At 42.3% G+C, this 18,534-nt stretch carries 14 protein-coding genes; 1 reads left to right on the plus strand and 13 read right to left on the minus strand.

Going from position 1 to position 18,534, the window contains the following annotated elements; genetic code table 11:
* Window positions 1–35: 35 nt before the first annotated feature.
* Both KNO75_RS13975 and KNO75_RS13980 read right to left on the minus strand, forming a co-directional pair.
* Window positions 36–731 carry a hypothetical protein gene (locus tag KNO75_RS13975; RefSeq protein WP_214796530.1) on the minus strand — a complete coding sequence of 232 codons (696 nt, stop codon included), beginning with the start codon at window positions 729–731 and terminating at the stop codon, window positions 36–38.
* A gap of 198 nt (window positions 732–929) precedes the next feature.
* A complete protein-coding gene (locus KNO75_RS13980; protein WP_214796532.1) occupies window positions 930–1,613 on the minus strand; it encodes a hypothetical protein in 684 nt (227 codons plus the stop codon).
* A gap of 748 nt (window positions 1,614–2,361) precedes the next feature.
* On the opposite strand from KNO75_RS13980, the gene KNO75_RS13985 reads away from it, so the two are divergent.
* Window positions 2,362–2,748, plus strand: coding sequence for a helix-turn-helix domain-containing protein (locus KNO75_RS13985; protein ID WP_214796534.1), 387 nt, complete (start codon window positions 2,362–2,364; stop codon window positions 2,746–2,748).
* A gap of 521 nt (window positions 2,749–3,269) precedes the next feature.
* Here KNO75_RS13985 and KNO75_RS13990 read toward each other — a convergent pair.
* From KNO75_RS13990 to KNO75_RS14040, 11 genes are all read right to left on the minus strand, one after another.
* Window positions 3,270–4,214, minus strand: a complete 945-nt coding sequence (locus KNO75_RS13990) for a toprim domain-containing protein (RefSeq protein WP_214796536.1) — start codon at window positions 4,212–4,214, stop codon at window positions 3,270–3,272.
* Between the two features lie 23 nt (window positions 4,215–4,237).
* Complete coding sequence (locus tag KNO75_RS13995) at window positions 4,238–5,500, minus strand: DnaB-like helicase C-terminal domain-containing protein (RefSeq protein ID WP_214796538.1); 1,263 nt, start codon at window positions 5,498–5,500, stop codon at window positions 4,238–4,240.
* Window positions 5,500–6,264: an ATP-binding protein gene (locus KNO75_RS14000; protein WP_214796540.1), complete on the minus strand. Its 765-nt coding sequence runs from the start codon at window positions 6,262–6,264 to the stop codon at window positions 5,500–5,502. The genes KNO75_RS13995 and KNO75_RS14000 overlap by 1 nt, the downstream gene beginning before the upstream one ends.
* Window positions 6,265–6,273: 9 nt before the next feature.
* Window positions 6,274–7,089, minus strand: a complete 816-nt coding sequence (locus KNO75_RS14005; RefSeq protein WP_214796542.1) for a helix-turn-helix domain-containing protein — start codon at window positions 7,087–7,089, stop codon at window positions 6,274–6,276.
* Between the two features lie 209 nt (window positions 7,090–7,298).
* Window positions 7,299–7,526: a hypothetical protein gene (locus KNO75_RS14010; RefSeq protein ID WP_214796544.1), complete on the minus strand. Its 228-nt coding sequence runs from the start codon at window positions 7,524–7,526 to the stop codon at window positions 7,299–7,301.
* Between the two features lie 200 nt (window positions 7,527–7,726).
* Complete coding sequence (locus tag KNO75_RS14015; RefSeq protein WP_214796546.1) at window positions 7,727–8,833, minus strand: N-acetylmuramoyl-L-alanine amidase; 1,107 nt, start codon at window positions 8,831–8,833, stop codon at window positions 7,727–7,729.
* Window positions 8,834–8,835: 2 nt separating this feature from the next.
* A complete protein-coding gene (locus KNO75_RS14020) occupies window positions 8,836–9,096 on the minus strand; it encodes a BhlA/UviB family holin-like peptide (RefSeq protein WP_214796548.1) in 261 nt (86 codons plus the stop codon).
* A gap of 91 nt (window positions 9,097–9,187) precedes the next feature.
* A complete protein-coding gene (locus KNO75_RS14025) occupies window positions 9,188–11,914 on the minus strand; it encodes a hypothetical protein (RefSeq protein ID WP_214796556.1) in 2,727 nt (908 codons plus the stop codon).
* Window positions 11,915–11,968: 54 nt separating this feature from the next.
* The gene (locus KNO75_RS14030) at window positions 11,969–16,015 is read right to left on the minus strand and encodes a phage tail spike protein (RefSeq protein ID WP_214796558.1); all 4,047 of its coding nucleotides are present in this window, start codon (window positions 16,013–16,015) and stop codon (window positions 11,969–11,971) included.
* 109 nt (window positions 16,016–16,124) lie between these two features.
* Complete coding sequence (locus KNO75_RS14035) at window positions 16,125–16,841, minus strand: distal tail protein Dit (protein WP_214796566.1); 717 nt, start codon at window positions 16,839–16,841, stop codon at window positions 16,125–16,127.
* 3 nt (window positions 16,842–16,844) lie between these two features.
* Window positions 16,845–18,534, minus strand: a 1,690-nt coding sequence (locus KNO75_RS14040; protein WP_214822433.1) for a phage tail tape measure protein, incomplete at its 5' end; no start/stop codon positions are given.

An 18,534-nucleotide genomic window follows, 5' to 3' on the forward strand; every position in this document is an offset into this window, starting at 1 on the left:
CTTTTAGTTGGGAAAGAGGTTTGTATTTGTGACGATTAGAAAGGAAGATCCTCTTCGTCAACGTCCACGGTGTTACCCGTTTCTTCTTTAGCACCCGACAAGAGTTCCACCGGGAATCCTGCCGCTTTGAGTGCTTCCACCTGTTGTTCATAAGTGCGTGGAACAATAACACTGTTAAACAATTCGTCCGTTACTTCGAGTTCACCGGCGGCTTCGAACTTCTCTACGTCGTTACCACGTAATTTCAAGATCGGGTTAAGAGAATACGTAGTATCTGTTTTCGTTCCTGTACGAAGGAAGTTGAACGCCGTGTCTTCAATGTCTTCTTTGTACTGTTCAATCTGTTTGATAAGTGTTTTCGCCTGTTTCTTCGAACATTCCCATACACGAATTTCGTTTGAATCAATGTCTGCGAACGCAAACACGTAGCGTTTTTTCGGGTAAAGTCGTTTGAAGTCTGCAAGTTCGTGTTCGTCGTCGAAGTCCTTAACGTGTTGGTAAGCTTCGTCGATTGCGTCCGGCTTGCCTAGTGGTACAAGTGAAGGTTGCGTAAAGATTCCTAAGTTGAAATCACCTACTGCGAGATATTCTACGTAGTCGAATAGCCCCAACACACGCACACGTACTGATTCATCTTCTTTCAATCGAATGAAGATCTTCTTCAAATCAACGCCGCCTTGATTCATACTCTCTTTCGCTTCTTGTCCTCGTTTTGTGAAAATGTTCGCCATAATTTGTTTTCCCCTTTTGTTTACGTTTTTTGTAAAGGGAAAAGAGGAAAACGATCCGGCGTTATCAAGACCCTGTAAAATATTTTTAACGTATTACCGAAAAAAGTATTGAAAGTTTAAAGCGATCTTAATATACTTGTTATAGGTTTTATTTACCAATCACGTCTTCCCCCTTTCCCTTTCATTTACAGTAGGGATTTAGGAATCGAATTGTGACTTGAAAACCTGAAATTCTTTGCGGATTCGACGTACTCGTTGACGGGTAGAGTTATCATAACTTTCACTTCCGAAAACTTGTACAATGTCGTCCGTGTCGAACACGTTAGGGTACATAAGCATTTTCAAAACAGTTACCTTCCGTGTTCCGTCGTTCGTAGCGGCTTCAAACGCTTCGAACAACTCCTTTACATATAGGTCTGATGAAACAAGGTCATCAATCCGACGTGCTTCCGGTGATGAAACAACATCTGCGAACGTTGCGTCATCTTCCGTAGGGTGCATTTCGTCAAGTGATGAAGCTTCTGATCTGCGGCTACGCATTTCAGCGTTCAAATACTTACGATAATCGGAAATCTTACCTTTTGCTTCAGAACTAACCAAAGCGTAGAAATCTCCTTTTGACGGGTCGAAGTCTGCGAAACTTTGTCCGGTCAAAACTTTATCAATAGCGTCATAGTAGAACCCGTAAAAGTCTTCAAGTACGCCATTGAAGTTACTGAATCGCTTGTAGTGGTATCTTGCCGCCCGTTCAATCCACGGCTTCATTTCTGCGATAAGATCCGTGTACATGAAGTTATAAACTTCTTTCTCCATAGGAACGTTAAGCAATACCCCGGCGATTTCATTAACTCTTTCTACGTTTTTGCTAGTGTGTGTTTTCATGTCAAATTCTCTCCCTTAATCCCGACTTACTTTCTGTTGGGAAAAGGGAAGCGACTTGTGACACAACATCGCAAAAAAGTTTATAAAGTTTTTAGAACACCTTATGTATGTGTATTATGGTAGGTCTGCGAAACTTACCGTAATACATATATACGTAATCAATAGGCAATAAAAAACCCCATGCGAAAACGCATAGGACGATTGCTTAATAGGAATTAATGTAAAATATATGACGAAAAAACGATAATTATACTTTTAATAATTATCATACCGTGATATATTGTTCCTATAAACGCCGTACTTACGTCTTTACCTTTGTGTACGTATTGCGGTGTGGATAAGGTAGGTATTAGTTCTTTTCCGGGTGGTGCTGGTTAAGATCCAAACTAATACCGTGAAAGGTGTCTAGGCGTGCGAACCTAGCCACTTTTTTTATTTGTCCTAAACTAATCAGATAGGTTAGAAAACTAGGAAAATAAAACCGGTCATGAAGGTGCGAAGCTTCTTTCCGACTATTTACAAAAGCTTTCTTATAACGTAACCTTTTTTGTGAGGTTGGCGGTTAGGTCGCTTCCTCGATTCCGTATGTACCCATGTTTATTACCATTTCCTTTTGGGAACACTTACTAATTTACCAAAATTCGAAAACGACTTCAACCCTAAGAGAAATATTTTTGAAATACTATTTTAAAGTTTACTTACATATCGGGTACGTTGTCACAATAATGACAAGGGGCATAATATTATAATGAATAATTTAGAGGATTTAGGAAATAGACTTAGAGGAATTAGGAAAAGTAGGAAACATACAATGAAAGAGTACGCAAAGTTGGTGGGCGTATCAGAAAATTACATAAGCGAAATTGAACGGGGCGTTGGTCATAGACCATCTGATAAAATACTTTCTGCAATTGCACACGTATACGGAATATCGGAAATAGATGTATTCGACGCCTTTAATTCAATACCGGTTGACTTAACAGATGAATTACGGAAGAATAAAGACTTGTTGAACACTTTATATCAAATTCAAAATAACGAAAAACTATCATCTAAAATGAAACAAGAGTTGTACCACGAAATCGTAGCCCTATATCGCAAGTTCATTGAAGACGTTGATAAGAAAGGCGATTGATACAAATATGAATGATGAAATTGTTTCGCACCTTGTAGGGTGGTTCGGAATAGAATCCTACTTCTATGTGAAGCGTATATCCATTTTCTTTTTAGGCATGTTCACTATGTATATCATAGGAATGTTTCGAGAAGCACGGCGACTTTACATCATAGAGAAAGACCCCGTAATGAAAGGTTTAGCCCTTCTTCCTTTCAAGAAAGGAAAACATAGACGTGTGTACGTCGCAAAGCCGGATTCTGTGTGGGAAGCGTTTCGCACGTTATTTTACTACAAGCTAGTTCATTATCGTATCTGCAAACCGCTTCCGATTTTGCGTGATAACGAAAATGTACCAAAGCTAGTAATAACATGGTTGGTTATTTTACTTCTTGTCGTTTTAATTGCTATTTACTTGATTGTGAACATAGTAGTTGATCTACCATACATTATAGAAACTCAACTATAAACAAAAAGACGATTGAAGAATCTATCTCCATTCGTCTTTTTATTATGAATTACATTATGTTAAACATTAGTAATTAAGTTAGTATCTTAAATTTAATAGCCCTGTGATTCTTACATACGTTACGAAGTTCATTAGGTTCTAAATCGTTCATATCCTTCTTGTTACGGGGCATATCAATTGTTCTACATTCCAACAATCCGTGAATCTCTTTAATGATTTGAAGACCACAACGCCACCCGGCTTTATCATTGTCGGTTGCGATAATCAACGTTTTAATTCCGCTTCCTAAAATAAGATCCCGTTGCTTCTCCGACATACCGGCACGTCCTAAAGCAATTGCCGGGAATCCATGTGACCACAAATATAAAGCGTCAATTTCTGATTCGACAATATACGCCTTTTCATGTCCTGCCCTTTTCACGATATGCAATCCGTATACGTGGTGCTTAATCTGTTGCCCTTCCCCGTACCAAAACATTTTATCTTTTACAGAACGGTACTTGACGTTGACAATGTTCCCCAACTTGTCGTGCCAACAAAACGCAACCGCCTTGTCTTTTGAATCATACCCGGTTTGAAATACTCGTTGTACATCTTCGCTTACGCCACGCCCCGTTAAATACTCACTTGTTGAAAATAAGTATTCAAGTTCTTCCTTTCGGAAAATCTTCTTCTCTTCTTCCCCCATTGTTAAATTCAAATCAAGTGTCAATGTATCTACGTCCACATTCAACGGCGAATACTTTTCTAACAAGTAATCAATTGTATCGGACGCCGGTTCTTCACGTAGGAATGAAAGTAGTGAAACGAAGTTCCCCTTTCGTAACTCTTCCGATTCCGCCCCCGAATCAATCCACAACCCGTTTTCTAAGTTGACTGCGAACGAAGGGTGTTTCTCATATCGGAACGGGGAACAAGCTTGAAACTTGTCTTCCCGAACTCGATGTTTCCCCCAAACGTCAAACGTTTCTAACTCGTCTAGGTAATCAATATCTAATTCAATCCCACGTAATTTCATAGCTTGCTTCCCTTCCTCACTGTTTAAAAGTTATCGGTTAGTGAAGGTTCTTTGATGTAACCCTCGTTAAAGTTGCAAAGAAGATCGAGAACGTTCCCTACGGACGGTTCACGGGCTTTCTCAATTGACAACTTACCTACGCCGTCTTTTTGGTCAAACGTTAGCCCTGTCGCACAATCCTGTACAATAGCGATTGTTTCCGAATAGTCCGTTAGTTTAGGCGGCTTGACCATACGCAAACCGTCGTCATCTTCTTCATTGTTTTCTTTCTCACTACTCGCATTAGTTTGATGAACAACAAGCCCGGCGACTTGGTAACGTCCGAACACTTGCCGCAAACGTCGTGAAGTCGTTGTCATGTTGTTTCGAAGGTTGTTCCCTTTGCCGTGTACCATCAAGTTAAATCCATCAATGATGACCATATGAACGTTCGGATTCATTTGTAAATCTGCTTCGATTACATCGACGCTTAACCCGTCCGGTAGATCTTCCATCGTCTTAATAATGTAAGGTGCTTCGTTCTCTTCGTTGAACGTGTCGAGATATTCAAGATATTCCGCTTCGTTCTCCAATTGACCACGGCGTAAATCTACGTTGTTGTAATGACCGTCAACGGTTTCGAATCGGTACGTTTGTTGTTTCTTAGACAATTCCGGCGAATAGTGAAGGACACCAAAGCCATTACGCCACGCCGTTTGCCCGAACTGTGTAGCAATCCATGATTTACCTCGGTTGGTAAATGCCATTAAAAGGATATAGTCACCGATTTCAAATCCGCCCCCTAACCATTTCGTCAACGATTCATAAGGCGTTGGAATGAATGAGAATGACCGTTGTTCCTTGTTCTCTTCGTACCATAGCTTACGTTCGACACCATTCACGGCAATATTGATTCCGGCGTTACTCATGACGTTTGCCACTTTGCGAATTGAATCAACTTCTTCATGTAGCCAATTGACGAAATCAAGTCCGTTCAATGATGAAAACTTTTCCCCGGCTTGCTTTTGTAGAAGTTCGAATGAACGGCGTTTCGATACTGCCGATTTAAGCGACTTACACAAGTACGGGAATGTGTCTGCAACTTCCGGTACATATTCGAATTGATCGAAATTTTCTACGACTGTTCGATAGTCCGGTGTTTCTCCATACTCACGAACATATTCACGAACGAAATCAAATACGGGCTTCTGCGTCGTGAAGTCGTCCGGCGTTACGTTGAACTGTTTCGTAATGTGTAGGTTCTTTTCATCGAGAATCTTTGAAATAAGCTTTGATTCTAAGTGCATTACAATACGCCGCCTTTCCGGTTATCCAATCCTTTAAGCAATACTTCTTCCGTCATACCTTCAATACGTGAAGCAATCTGATAGTTCATTACTTCACCCAACTGTTCTAAAGGCGTGTTCGACGTGAAGATAGTTGTTAGTTCTTCGTTGTATCGTTTGTCGATGATTTCGTATAAAAGATCTTGATACGCTTCCGTCGTTCCACGTAACGCAATATCATCAATGACAAGCAATTCAACGGACAACATTAGCTTTTTATACTTCAAGAATTTAGAAGCGGCTTTCTGTTTGCTTTCGTCCGTTCCCCGGAACTGTTCGTTGAACGTGTTCTGAAACTCACTTGCTTTTACAAACAACGCCGGATTCTCGACAATCGGATATTCGCCCTTCGAATGTTCAATTACACGTTGAATGACATATTCATTAATAATTGCCGTTGCAACCGTCGTCTTCCCTGTTCCTGTTCCTTTGCGGTTCTCTTTGTTCGGAATCGAATACAGATACAATCCAATGCCACGCCGCACAAGTTCGGTCACACGTTCGATATAACGGGAAACAAACTTATATGACGCCGGATTCTGTTCCGCAATCGGTAGGTTCTTCAAGAATGACTTCTGATAACGTTTAGGTACTTGTGTTGATTTCCAAATACCGCCGTCACCGTTCATACCGTGCATGATGACGTAAGGGTAACAAGTGTAGTCACAACCCCCACGTTCGCCGCACCGCTTACAATATGGTTCTAGTACGTTGATTTTCTCCATTGTTCACCCTCACATTCTGTCTAGTTTAGAAAGCTTGTCTTCAACTGCCGCTTCCATTTCTTCTGCTTTTGAATCATATTCTTCAAATGTCTTATCTTGTTCACGACGTTCTTCAATGACTGCCGCCGCCTGTTCTGCAATGAAGGACACCACCGCACCAATTGTTGGGCGTGGGAACTTCACCGATTTCCAACGTTCGTCGTATTCCGTGATTGCAATGTCGATGATTTCTTCGACTGTTTCCGGTTCGTATCGGTCAAGAAGCTTTTTAGCGAGTGACATATCACGCCCCCACGACGGGTTATAGTTCGCCCCGTAGTGATCCCGGTACTTGTCCGTGAATAATGCGACAACGTTCTTTGCCGTGAACTTTTTCTTTACAGGTGCTTCCGGCTTCTCTTCTTCGTCCTCATTTTGGTTCTGAATCGTTTCTACCGTTCCATTAAAAATAGATAGTTGCGAGATAGGGTGAATCTTGTACATAGACGACACACGCCCACGCCCCTTATTTACAACCTCACGAGTAATGACCGGCTTCCCGTCCACCTCAAATTCAAGAAGTTGATTCACGTATTTGTTTACGCTATTCGCATGAACGCCCATACGCTTTGCTAGTTGTTGTTGCGTCGGGTAACATTCGCCGTTCTCGTCCATGTAAGAAGCGATTGCCATAAGTGTTGCGAAATTGTGGATCTTCATTCGTGCTACTAATCCACTTGTGAACATTGATGTATACACACGTAGATAAACGTTACTTTCAACTTCTCCGGTGAAGAAGTTCATTTCTTTGTCGTGCGATACTGAAAACAAATGTTGATTATTCATTGTTCATCGTCCTTTCATTGCTTCGTACTTACTGTTGGGAAATGGTTAGTATTTTGTGACACAAGAAATGTGATTGATTAAAGAAGCCGTAGAATCGCTTCTAAGCGTCGAGAAGGGTTGAGTGTTACGAAGGTATTAGAAACAAAAAGAAAGCCCCTCACACGTCAACACACGACGCACAAGGGGCATTATCTTTAAAAACTATTCAATTATCGTTTCGTCACGACTTTAGTTAAGTCAAATGTACCGTTTGCGGTAAGCCCTAAAGCAATACCGTAGATGATACGTTCTGTAATTTCGAAGTCTGTAAGAACAACCGCACCTAGTACCGTACCTAATACGATTGAGATTACCGGAAGCAAGTTCACTTTTACAAATGGTTTAATCGTCTGATTAATACCAACAATCAATGCTACCAATACACCTAATTCCATCATGTTTTATCCCTCATTCCTAACCGCCTAGCGGCTATATATTATATATAATCTTTTTATATTTGTATTTTTAAAAAGAATAGTCTTTTTAGGGGGAAGGACGCCTTCACCTAATTAGGAGAAGACACCCTGCACCTATATAGGGGAAGCACCCCTTCACCTATCAACAATAATAGAGGAAGGACGCCTTCACCTATTATTTCTTAAACACGCTTACCATATTTAGCATTGATATAAGCCCGTTTTCCGTCATGAATGACTTCGAACCAACCCGTAACCGAACCCGAAATAGGAAGCTTCTCACCCTTCTTCGCCGTTCCTAAAATCTTGCCACGGCTAGACGGTGAAGCAACAATGTAGCAAGCGTTTCGGACGTTGACTACTTGGACGTAACCGGCAACCGTGATTCCGTTAATCGTCTTATTGCGTGGTTTAGAAACAACTGCCGTCGTACCTTTTGAGTTGACCAATCGAACAAGATCTTCCCGTGCCGTAATGTAGTAAGTCGCACCCTTAGAGTTACGCACCTCGTACATATACGAACCATCAATCTTAAATTTGTCTACCACTGTCGGGAAGCCCAACCCTTTAGAAACTGTTCCGATACGGTTAGCCGTGTCGAAGCCCGGTTTCGAATAGAAGTTGACTTCACCGTTATAGATGACTTCAAGACGAAGACCACTATACGAATCGTTTACACGGTCACTAGTTGCACCGGCTACGTTAGGTGAAGGAACTTTGACCGTATCTTTGATGACCGGTTTAGATCCTAAACGATAATCACGAACCGCCGTTGTGAACGTTGTGAAGCCGCCCGAACGTGAAAGAATCTTATGCGGACAATACTTGCCGCTATACGCTTGGTGCGGTTTGATTTGTGAAATATTGAAGTTGAACATATCCATCAAGAAAGCAACAAGCTTAACGGCGTTAAGTTCTGCCTTCTCATAGTCCATATCCGAGTTTTCACAAATTTCAATACCAATTGCGGTACGGTTGCCGGAAAAGATTCCTGCCCCATCGCCTGTATGCCATGCTGATTCGTTAAGCGGTAAGTTCTGATAAATGCCTTTAGCGTCTACGACAAAGTGATATGAAGCCCAACGTGCCGCCGAACCTAACTTCGACTGATTGTGAAGAAGGCGGTTGTGTGCTTCTGCGTCCGCACCTTTACCACTGTTACCCGTGTTGTGAACCGCTACTGACGTAGGATTCATAGGATAAGCAGGACGAACGGCAATGTTCCCTTTAGGAACGATGTTGACCGTTACAGGTACACCATCAATAGATTTCACTTTTAAAACTGACATCTTTATTTCTCTCCTTTTTGTCGGTGTTCCTTCAACTCGCCCTTAATGTCTTCAACGTCGTTAGACAATCGTTCATACTGTTTGACCAACTTTGCGAACTCGTCACGCATACCGTCTAAAAAGCTATAAAGCTTCTCTTCTCGATACTCGTTCGTCACTTGTTGCCGTTCCGTATGTTTGAGTTGTCGAATGAGTAAATAGACAAAAAGAACTGCGAAGATACTTTCCTTACTTAGTAATGATTCGAAAACCATTTGTTCCATGATTTAACCCCGTTTCTAGGGTGTGTCTGTTGGGGATTAGACAAAACAAAAAGGAAAGGCGTTTGCCCTTCCTTGTTGTATAGTCCTTCTGTCATACGTCCGTACTAGCGGATTCGAGTTTTTCAAGACGTTGTAACATATCTGAAATCAACGCTTTCTGCTTGTTGTTCTCCATATTCAACGCTAGAATCATTTCTTCTTGACTTGAAACCTTATTTTCAAGTTCTACAATCCGGGCGTCTTTTTCTTGGTGTGCCAACCATGATAAAGCGGTCATCGAATAAACGTCTACACCGTCTTCATCACGAATGATTGAATCGGACATTTCTGTAATGACACCCATTTTCGGTTTATCGAAGATCCCACCATCAATGTTTGATTGAAGATGATACTTCCATACCTGCGTATTATTAATTAAGTCCGTCGCTTTGAAACTTAATTCGTCTGCTTTTTCAAGATTCGTCTTGTAGTTGATAGAAGAACCGGTTGGGAACGAAGCGGCACGAATCGGGCGGTAAGTTGATGTAGTACCGATTTCAGTTACACGCCATTCCCTTGCCGAACCGGATTGTAGATAACCATATGAACCGGTAGAAGGGGTTCGCAAGTTACTAGTCAACAAAGTGTCTACGTAGAGGTTTGCCGCATTACTGCCGGAATCTCCACTGTTTCGACTGACTACGGTTAATTGTCGTTGGTCTGCCCGATACCACAATTCCGCTTGACCATTTCCATAACCACTGTTGAATGATTGTACTTCCATGTAGCCGTTCGTATGCTTCAAACGTCCTTGCATAGCACCGGCAGAATAGATTTCATTTACATCAAGTCTTCCGTTGATATTCCCGGCAGAACCACGAACCGTTCCTTCCGCAATCACATCTTTAGCCGCTACTAAATCACCCGTTGTTCTAACGTTTAAATCATTTCCGTTATAGTCTTTATCCCGTGCCGTTAATCTCCACGTATTCGTGTTCCCATCGTAGAAACTTTGCATGAACCCTGTTCCATAAGTTGCGTCATACGTACCAACTTCAAAATAACCACTTTCTACTACAACACCGCCGGCAACTTCAAAGCTTCGTGTGTTCGCTTGTCGTGGGAACTGATTAATAGACACAACGCCTTTTTCAGATTCAATGAAGAAGATCGGTTGCCCCTTACTGATGATTGCAGAAGCGGTCACGTTTCCAAACTTGTCTACAACTTCTACTTCCAATTCCCATGCTTTTGTATTATCAAATTCAAGTGCGAATTTATTTGAAGCAAACGCCGTTCCATTTGTTGAAACAGTAAGCCCGGTTGATGTTGACCATGTACCACCTTTAGCACGGTATTTGTATGAAATAGATTGAATTAAGTTCTTCTTAACCCCACCAATTTCAAGTGGTGAATACGTTCCAATTACTTCACTTCGTGTCGTTGTTTCGAACTTGTTGTCACGTTTTGCAATTAGGGTTACTTCCGGGGCTTGGTATGGAAGCATTTGAACCGTCTTCATTACCGTTGCGGTGTTCCCCCGTGAATCAACTGCCCGAACGGTTAAAGTCTGATTCGTAGAAGCGTCAATCTTCCCGAACGTGTGCGAACCCGTCGAAGTCAATTCCTTAGATTGTCCGGCAATTGAAATTACATATGAACGAATAGAAGCACCGTTCTTAGCCGTTGCCGCCGCACTTAACGTAGCCCGGAAATCAGATTGATTCTGCACAATGTACTGATTATTCCCCGTTAGTGCCGTAGTTGTTGAGTTAATATCTTGAAAACTAACTGCCGAATCAGAAAGAACCGGATCTGAATTTCGCACATTAAACGTAATTGACGTAGCGGTAGTTCCCCGAACTTTTACGCCGTTGTAATACGTCGTCACAATGACGTTCCCGGTTTTACGATTATCGTTAGGCATTTGTGCGTACAAGCTATTTTGTTCTGCCGTCGTAGGCGTCCAATTAAACGAAGTTGTAACACCTGTAATTGTTTTGGTGTAGTTACCTAAAGTGATTTCAACGGTATGTGTGAAGGAACTCATTGAACGATTGATACCGCCGGTTACACCCATATCTACAAACACGTTATTATCAAAACCGGAAGCAACGGTAGATTGTGAAGGTGCGTCCGCATACCCCGTTTTAACAGATTCCCCTAATTTTGTTGAACCGCTAAACGTTTCCAATGTTACCCGTGAAACTGTCCGGCTACGTTGTGCCAACGCTAAGAAAATGTCGGTAATGTCTGCAACGCTGAAATTCATACTTTCCGATGTTCCAAATGTTCCGGTTTGTTTAATTAGTCGCCACGATCCGTTACTATTCTGTACTTCTAGTTTCGCTTTGTGTGTGAATGACGACGAAGCACGGGCTACACCAATTGCTAACGTATTACCGGCTACGAAGCTAACTGACGTTGAAATAGTAGACGCCCGTGGAATTGTATTTAGTGTGTATGTTTTAGCCGATAGATTAATACGACCAACCCATTGACCGTTTAGCGTAACTTCTGCGTCAAACCAACCGTCTAGCGATACAGACGCCGTTCCGTCTGCGTTGTGGTAAATCCGTTTCGTTTGTGTGTGTATCAACTTCTTCTGATTACCACTTAGACCGGCGGAAGCAGAAGATGTTGTCGAACTACCACTAATCGTTGTGGAAGCGGTCTTAGTTGCTGACGAATATACAACCGCACTTGACGATAAAGACATCCAATATAGTTTTGTTGTTACGTCTGAATAGTTCCCACTAATACTTTGTGTTGCTGACCACTCTAAAGACAAACGGAAGTTAGACGCAACGTTTGTGTAAAAATAACCACTTAAAGCCATTTGTTTTCCCCCTATAAATAAAAATCCCCCACGGAAAACCGTAGGGGATAGTTTTTATGATTCATCTGAAATGAACGCCCAACCCTTATAAAGAGTTGATGAAACCGGAACAACTTTGATAGGTGACATAGAAATTTCTTCTTCTGCCTTTACCTTACTCATTTCGGTTACGTCCTTGTTTAAGGTGAAGACTTTCTTCATTTCACCTTCGACTTCCGCCCACCCTGCGAACTCTTCCGGGGTAATTGCGGTGTAGCCGTTATACTTGTTTGATACAACTCGAATACCGTTCAAATCCATAAGAACATTCGTGTTATAAACTTCACCGGCGGAATGTTGCCATTGAAGCGGCACGTTTCCGACGTTAAGCATTAATCCGGTGATCGTTAAATCACTAGCAACACTTCCGTAAAGTTCAACATTCATGTTCGAAGAGTTAGGTTCGACAATGATTTGAAAACGTTCATAGTCGTAACTTGTTCCGGCGTTGATGTTGACAACCTCTTCTACACCGTCGTAAGTCAATTTCACATAACCTTCGCCCGGTGCGTCTTTCTTCACAACGAATGAAAGTGTATGGTACTGCGGTGAATTTCGAACGTCTTGTGAAAGCTTTGCACCGTTCAATACAAAAGCAGAACCGGAAGCTTTCTCTTCTAATTCAACATTCTGAACGGTGTCTATACTACCGGTAATCACACCGTATGCGTCTTTATCTAAAAGAAGATCCCAAAAATCAGTACCGGCAAAACCAACACTGTTCTTGATGATGTTTACACCACCACTTGAAGAGAACTTAAAGTCAAGTTCATTCGCCGTCTGTTCAACTTCTGATTTCGTTGCGAACGGCGTTAGGTCAATAGAATTTACCTTGTCATTTACAATGACTTCGAAATCTTGCTTCGCCTGTTCCAATGCGTCACCCGTGGCGTAGTTCTGTAAATCGGAAGCGGACGCCTTTTCGTTCAAATCGTTAGAGTATTCAACGGATTCACGAACCGTTTGTACGATTGAGTTTTCCGTAGTTCGAATGTCGATTTCATTTACAACTTCATCAAGATATTGAATTTCGGTTACGTCTTCGAAGTTAATGTAATCAACTTGTGCCGTACCATTACCGCCGTCATAGTTCACAATGAACATAGGACGAACGTACTTAGTGCCGGGGCGGAATTGATTATGCCCGTCACCTTCCGTTGTAATCAAACCTTCAAACACTTGCCAACCATCTTCTACGGTAATTGTTGCACCAATAGCCGCTAAATAGCGGTGTGAACCACTTCCGCCCGTCAAGTTGACTAAGTTTTCATCTAACGTCGCTACCCCGGCATATACTTTTGAAGTTCCTGCCGTTGTCGGGTTTACAGTTTGACGAACCCGGAAAGTCATCTTATACACACGGTTTACGTTCACGGGGATAGGGTTACGAGAAAATACCCAATTAGCATTTTTAATTTCTAATACATTACCGCCGTCGATTGAATCGGTTGATTTAACAACGTTTGCGGAAACTAGTTCGGGTAAATCGTACCCGGAATAACTAGCTGACCAAAACTTAGTACCTTGTGAGAACGAAGGGTCATACATCGAAGTCATAACCGGTTTCGTATACTCGTTTGTATATGCGTTAGCGTTATCTTCTGCCGCTTGTGCCTGTTGTCGGGCATATGCTTCAAGACGGGATTCCGCCGCCGCAATATCCGCCGGATCTGCTTTCTTATCAATGAGTGATTGAAGTTCCGCTTCTGCCGCCGCAATATCTTCCGGTGTTGCTTTTTGGTCAATCAATGTTTGTAGATTCTGTGTAGCGGCGTCAATATCCGCCTGTGTCGCCTTAGCGTCAATCAACAATTGAAGGTCATTTTTAGCGGTTTGAATATCCGCCGGGTCTGCCTTAGCGTCGATAAGCGTTTTAAGCGTGTTCTCTGCCGCCGTAATGTCTGCCGGGGTTGCCTTACCATCTACAACAATAGCAAGGTCATTTAACGCTTGATTTGACGCCTTAGAATCAATCGCCGTTTGAAGACGTTGTTCTGCCGCTTGAATGTCTGCCGGATCTGCTTTACTGTTGATTAGCGTTTGTAAATGTTGTTCTGCCGCTTCAATGTCGGAAGGGTCTGCCTTAGCGTCAATCAACGTTTGCAAGTTTTGGGAAGCGGCGTCAATGTCTGCTTGTGTTGCTTTAGCGTCAATTAATAGTTGTAAATCTGACTTAGCCGTTTCAATATCTGCCGGATCTGCTTTTGCGTCAATCAAACTTTGAAGATTCTGTTCCGCCGCTTGAATATCGGAAGGTGTCGCCTTGCCGTCTACCACTACGGACAAATCATTCAACGCCTGTACGGAAGCTTTTGTAGAAGGGTCATATCCCGGTGAATACGTAGTAGTCGAACCGATTTCAATAAACTGTGCCTTCAACTTTCCTGCCGTAATCTTGTCTGCTGACAAATCTTTAATCTTAGCGTTCGTAATCGAAGCGTCTGCAATCTTAGTTGAATCTACTGCCAAATCCGCAATCTTAGCTTTCGTAATGGAAAGATCTTCGAAGTCCGGCGTACTGATACGATTTGTAGAAGCACTTACCGTAGCGGAATAGTTACCGGCGTTACCATGTGTGTTGATTGCACGTACTTTGAAATACCATGTTTCGTTTACGTCCGCCGCATGAACGTAGCCACCCGTTTTCCCACGGAACAATAGATTCGATTCGTCTAGTGTGAAGTTAGCGATTTGAGAACCGTATACTTCATAAGCCGCAATGTAAGACGAAGGTTCGAAATCCCATTCAACCGCAATGTTTTTAAACAATCCGATTGCCGTTACATTCGTAGGTACTGCCGGGATTGTGTCTTCAAAACTTGTGTCGCCTACAACGATGTTAGAACCGTCGATTGATTCGACTTTATCCCACACACCTTTACGGTCTGTGAACTCTGATTTAAGTTCTTCAAGTTCCGTAGAAATGTCCGTGAACAAAGGAATGTAGTTCCCTAAAACAATCGTTACTTGTTCCGGGTTTGACAATGAACGCCGCAATTCAATAACCCGTGCTTCAATTCGAAGTTCCGGTTTGAATCCACGGTCAATGATGAAGACCGTATCACCTAGCCGCACTTTCTCATGTGACAGACCGATAATTTCTAAGTCCTGCCCCTCGACTTCGTAAGTTACTTTTGGTGTCGATACATCAAGAAGTGCTTCGTAAGTCTTTTGTAGGATTTCATATGGATCTGTTGAATCTACATCGAATACGCCGAAACGGTGACGTGTGCCGCCTTCTCGTCCGAATAGTGACAATGCTTCAAGATTCTCAACGTATTCTTGTCCGAATGGTTTGTCTACCGGATTCCCGTTCGCTACCGTCCATTCTGCGGATTCGATTGTTACTTTACGTGTATATCCGTTATCTTCCGTTTCTTCACCCTTACCACGTCCATACAACGCCGTCTTGATTCCCGAAAAGTCTGTCGTTCGTTTGATAGAAACAATGTCCTTCGTGTACTCGAAACGTTTCCCCGTGTCTGCCCCACGTCGTGTAAGTAAGTCAACGTAGCGGCTTTCAATCTTCGTTTCATCTGCGTTCAATGACGCACGGAAACGTAATTCGCCGCCGAACTCTTTCACAATGTCCTGCAAGTTCTTTAATCCGTTTGAGTAGTAGAAGTTCACCGTTCCTGTTCCTAACGAATCAACTTGCCCCGGATTCCATCGAGAAGTAGACAATGCTTTAGTTACCGCTTCCGTCGCTTCCCCGTTACGTACTCGTAAATCTGTTACCACGTCGTCGAGAAGTTCATAATATGCGTGTTCCGCATATACACGGATCATTGCAATATCGTTAGACCGTTCTTCCTCTACCTTGTAAATCTGAAATTCTTGTAAGTAACCGTCCTTGTCTACAAACAACACCCGGTTATTCTTAACAAGATATTTTGAATCTTCGTGTTCAAGCGGAACGGAAAATTCGAATGAATAGTCTTTATTCAATTGTTCGATATATTCATCATCGCCGTAAGGCAATTGTTGGTTATCCTGCAAAGAAAGAATTGCTAAACGTTCTTCCGTCTGCCCGTCAAATACATACAGGTTCGTGTTTTTCACTAACCCTACCCCCTCATAAGTTTCTAAGTTATAGGCGAACTAACGCCTTTCTATACAAGAAAAAAGCACCCTACCGGTTAAAGTAGAGTGCTTGAAAATCATTATTCAATTAAAGCCATTTACTATGATGTGAAACAGTTGCCTGTCCGCCCGTAACCGTCAACGTATTCGATCCCGGTTTGAGTGGGAAGAAGTCGGAAGTAAGAGTTGTAATCGGAACAACCGAACCATTCACCGTTACTTTCCCTAACTCACAATCAATAATGACTTCATCACCGATAACGAAGTTATCGACAACTTTTACCTTAGATTCTCCATTACTAACCTCTAATGAAGATACATTAGTATTTACATTAAAAGTGTAAATAGGATATGTCTTATAAGTTCCTAATACTTGAATGTTATTAGAACCCACCTTCAACAATGAATCATGCGGCGAAATAGATGTACCAAGCCCGGAAGGAATGTTGAATGTTACTTCAAACTCTTCATAATGATGTTCGCCCGACAACTGCCCGGCGTCTACAACACGAACCATGTATTCAATGTCCGGTTCATAGTCCATGACAAGCGGAACAAGATCTTCATTGAATAACCAACCGCTTATTTCACGTACCATACTTTTACCTTCTGTTAGTGACGGGTAATGAATCCCGAATTGAACTGTAATTTCCTTTGCTTCGAGTGTATACCCGAAATCTCGTAAACCGTCCATTCCATTTGTTTTAAATGCCTTTTGGTTGACCGGGGGAAGAACCCGTTCGATTACTTCCCTCACAATCAAGCCATTAAAACTATCGGAACGAACGCCATTAAGCGTAATCACTTATTAGCCACGTCCTTTCCCTCGATTTCCACGACGTTGTAAGTCGTAAAGTTCTTGTGCGATACGTTTAACGTCCGCTTCCTCTCTCACTACTAGTTGGGAAACCTCGATATGGTTTGTGACGCCACCTTCTCCGCTTCCGTCATCAACCTTCGCAAGATGACTTGCTACTGCGTTACTGAACGGCTTCATGTAACGTTTATGTTGAATCGGAAGAACGGCTTCCGCACCGGCTTCCCCGACGCCTTGACCGCCGCCCAAGATAGAAGCACCGTTAAAGATACCACCCTTAGCGTTCCACTGTACGCCGATTTTCGGGAACGGGATTGATACACCGGCAACCTTCTTCGAACCTTCCGAAACGGTGATTTTCGGAATCTTAGGTTTCGGAATCGTAATCTTCATTCGTGAGAAAGCACCTTTAATTTTCTCTACGATTCCAACTACAGTGTCCTTTGCGTCTTCAATCGGATCTGTGATTGCCTTCTTAGCAGAATTGAATTTATCCCGAAGTGTTGAATAAATTTTTCCTGCCGTAGAAGTCACCTTAGACCACAACGTAGTGAAGGCGGAAGTTGCCAAATCTCGTGCCGAATTGAAGGCGTTTTGCGTTGCCGTCTTCACGGCGTCAAATTTTGACTTAACCCATGTATACACTTTGCTTACGATTGAAGAAATCTTGTTATACACGGAAGTCCAAATTGAAGACACCACGGAAGATACCGCATTGAAGATTGAAGATGTTTTATCTTTAATCGAAGTCCATGTTTTAGTAATTACATTACTAATTGCATTAGTAATAGGTGTGATAATCTTATCAGTAATGAAGTTCCATGCAACCTGCATAAGTGCCTTAATCATACGCATAGTAATGTCTAAGAACTTTTTAATTTCTTCCCAATTCTTAATGAAGAATAATACTAGTTTTCCTAGTGGGAAGAAGCTGATAAGTTTAGAACCCCATTTGACAAGGAAATCTTTCACCGCATTAAATGCTTTTGTCGTAGCGTTAGAAATCGAAGTCCACGAATCAGAAAAGAACTTAGCGACCGACGATAGAACAGAAGATGTTGTATCGGAAATCGTAGTCCACGCATTAGAAAAGAACGTGGTCAATGATTCAAGCGTCGTAGAAAACCATTCTGAAATTGCCCCCCAAATTTTAATTGCATACGCCTTGATAGTATCCCAATTTTTCCAAACAAGGACGCCTACCGCAATAAGTGCCGTAAGCCCGGCGATAATCAATCCTGCCGGTGACATAATAAGCGGAAGTACCTTTGTAAGTGACATAGCCGTTTTAAGTTTCGAGAAGATCCCGATAACCTTTCCGACTGTTCCGATTACTACACCAAATTGAGTGATTGCGAATCCAAGACCCGAAACCATCGTAGCGAGTACAACCAATAATGGACCGATTGCCGCCGCTAAAAGACCGATAACCGTAATTACTTTCTTCGTGGAATCATCAAGACCCCCGAACCACTGAACCACGGCGATTGCTTTTTCAACAATCTTCGTGAGTGACGGAAGAAGTAAGTCGTAAATGTCGTAAGCTACACCGGACATAACCGAAGTAAGTTGTTTAAACTTACCTTGCAAGTTGTCGCCCATTGTAGTTGCCATTTCCTTTGCCTTACCGTCTGCCTGTTCTAACGCCGTTGTGTTCTCGCCTAAAGCGTCCGAACCTTTA

Origin of the sequence: Exiguobacterium sp. s35 (genome assembly GCF_018617535.1) — a bacterium.
Classification (GTDB): Bacteria; Bacillota; Bacilli; order Exiguobacteriales; family Exiguobacteriaceae; genus Exiguobacterium; species Exiguobacterium aestuarii.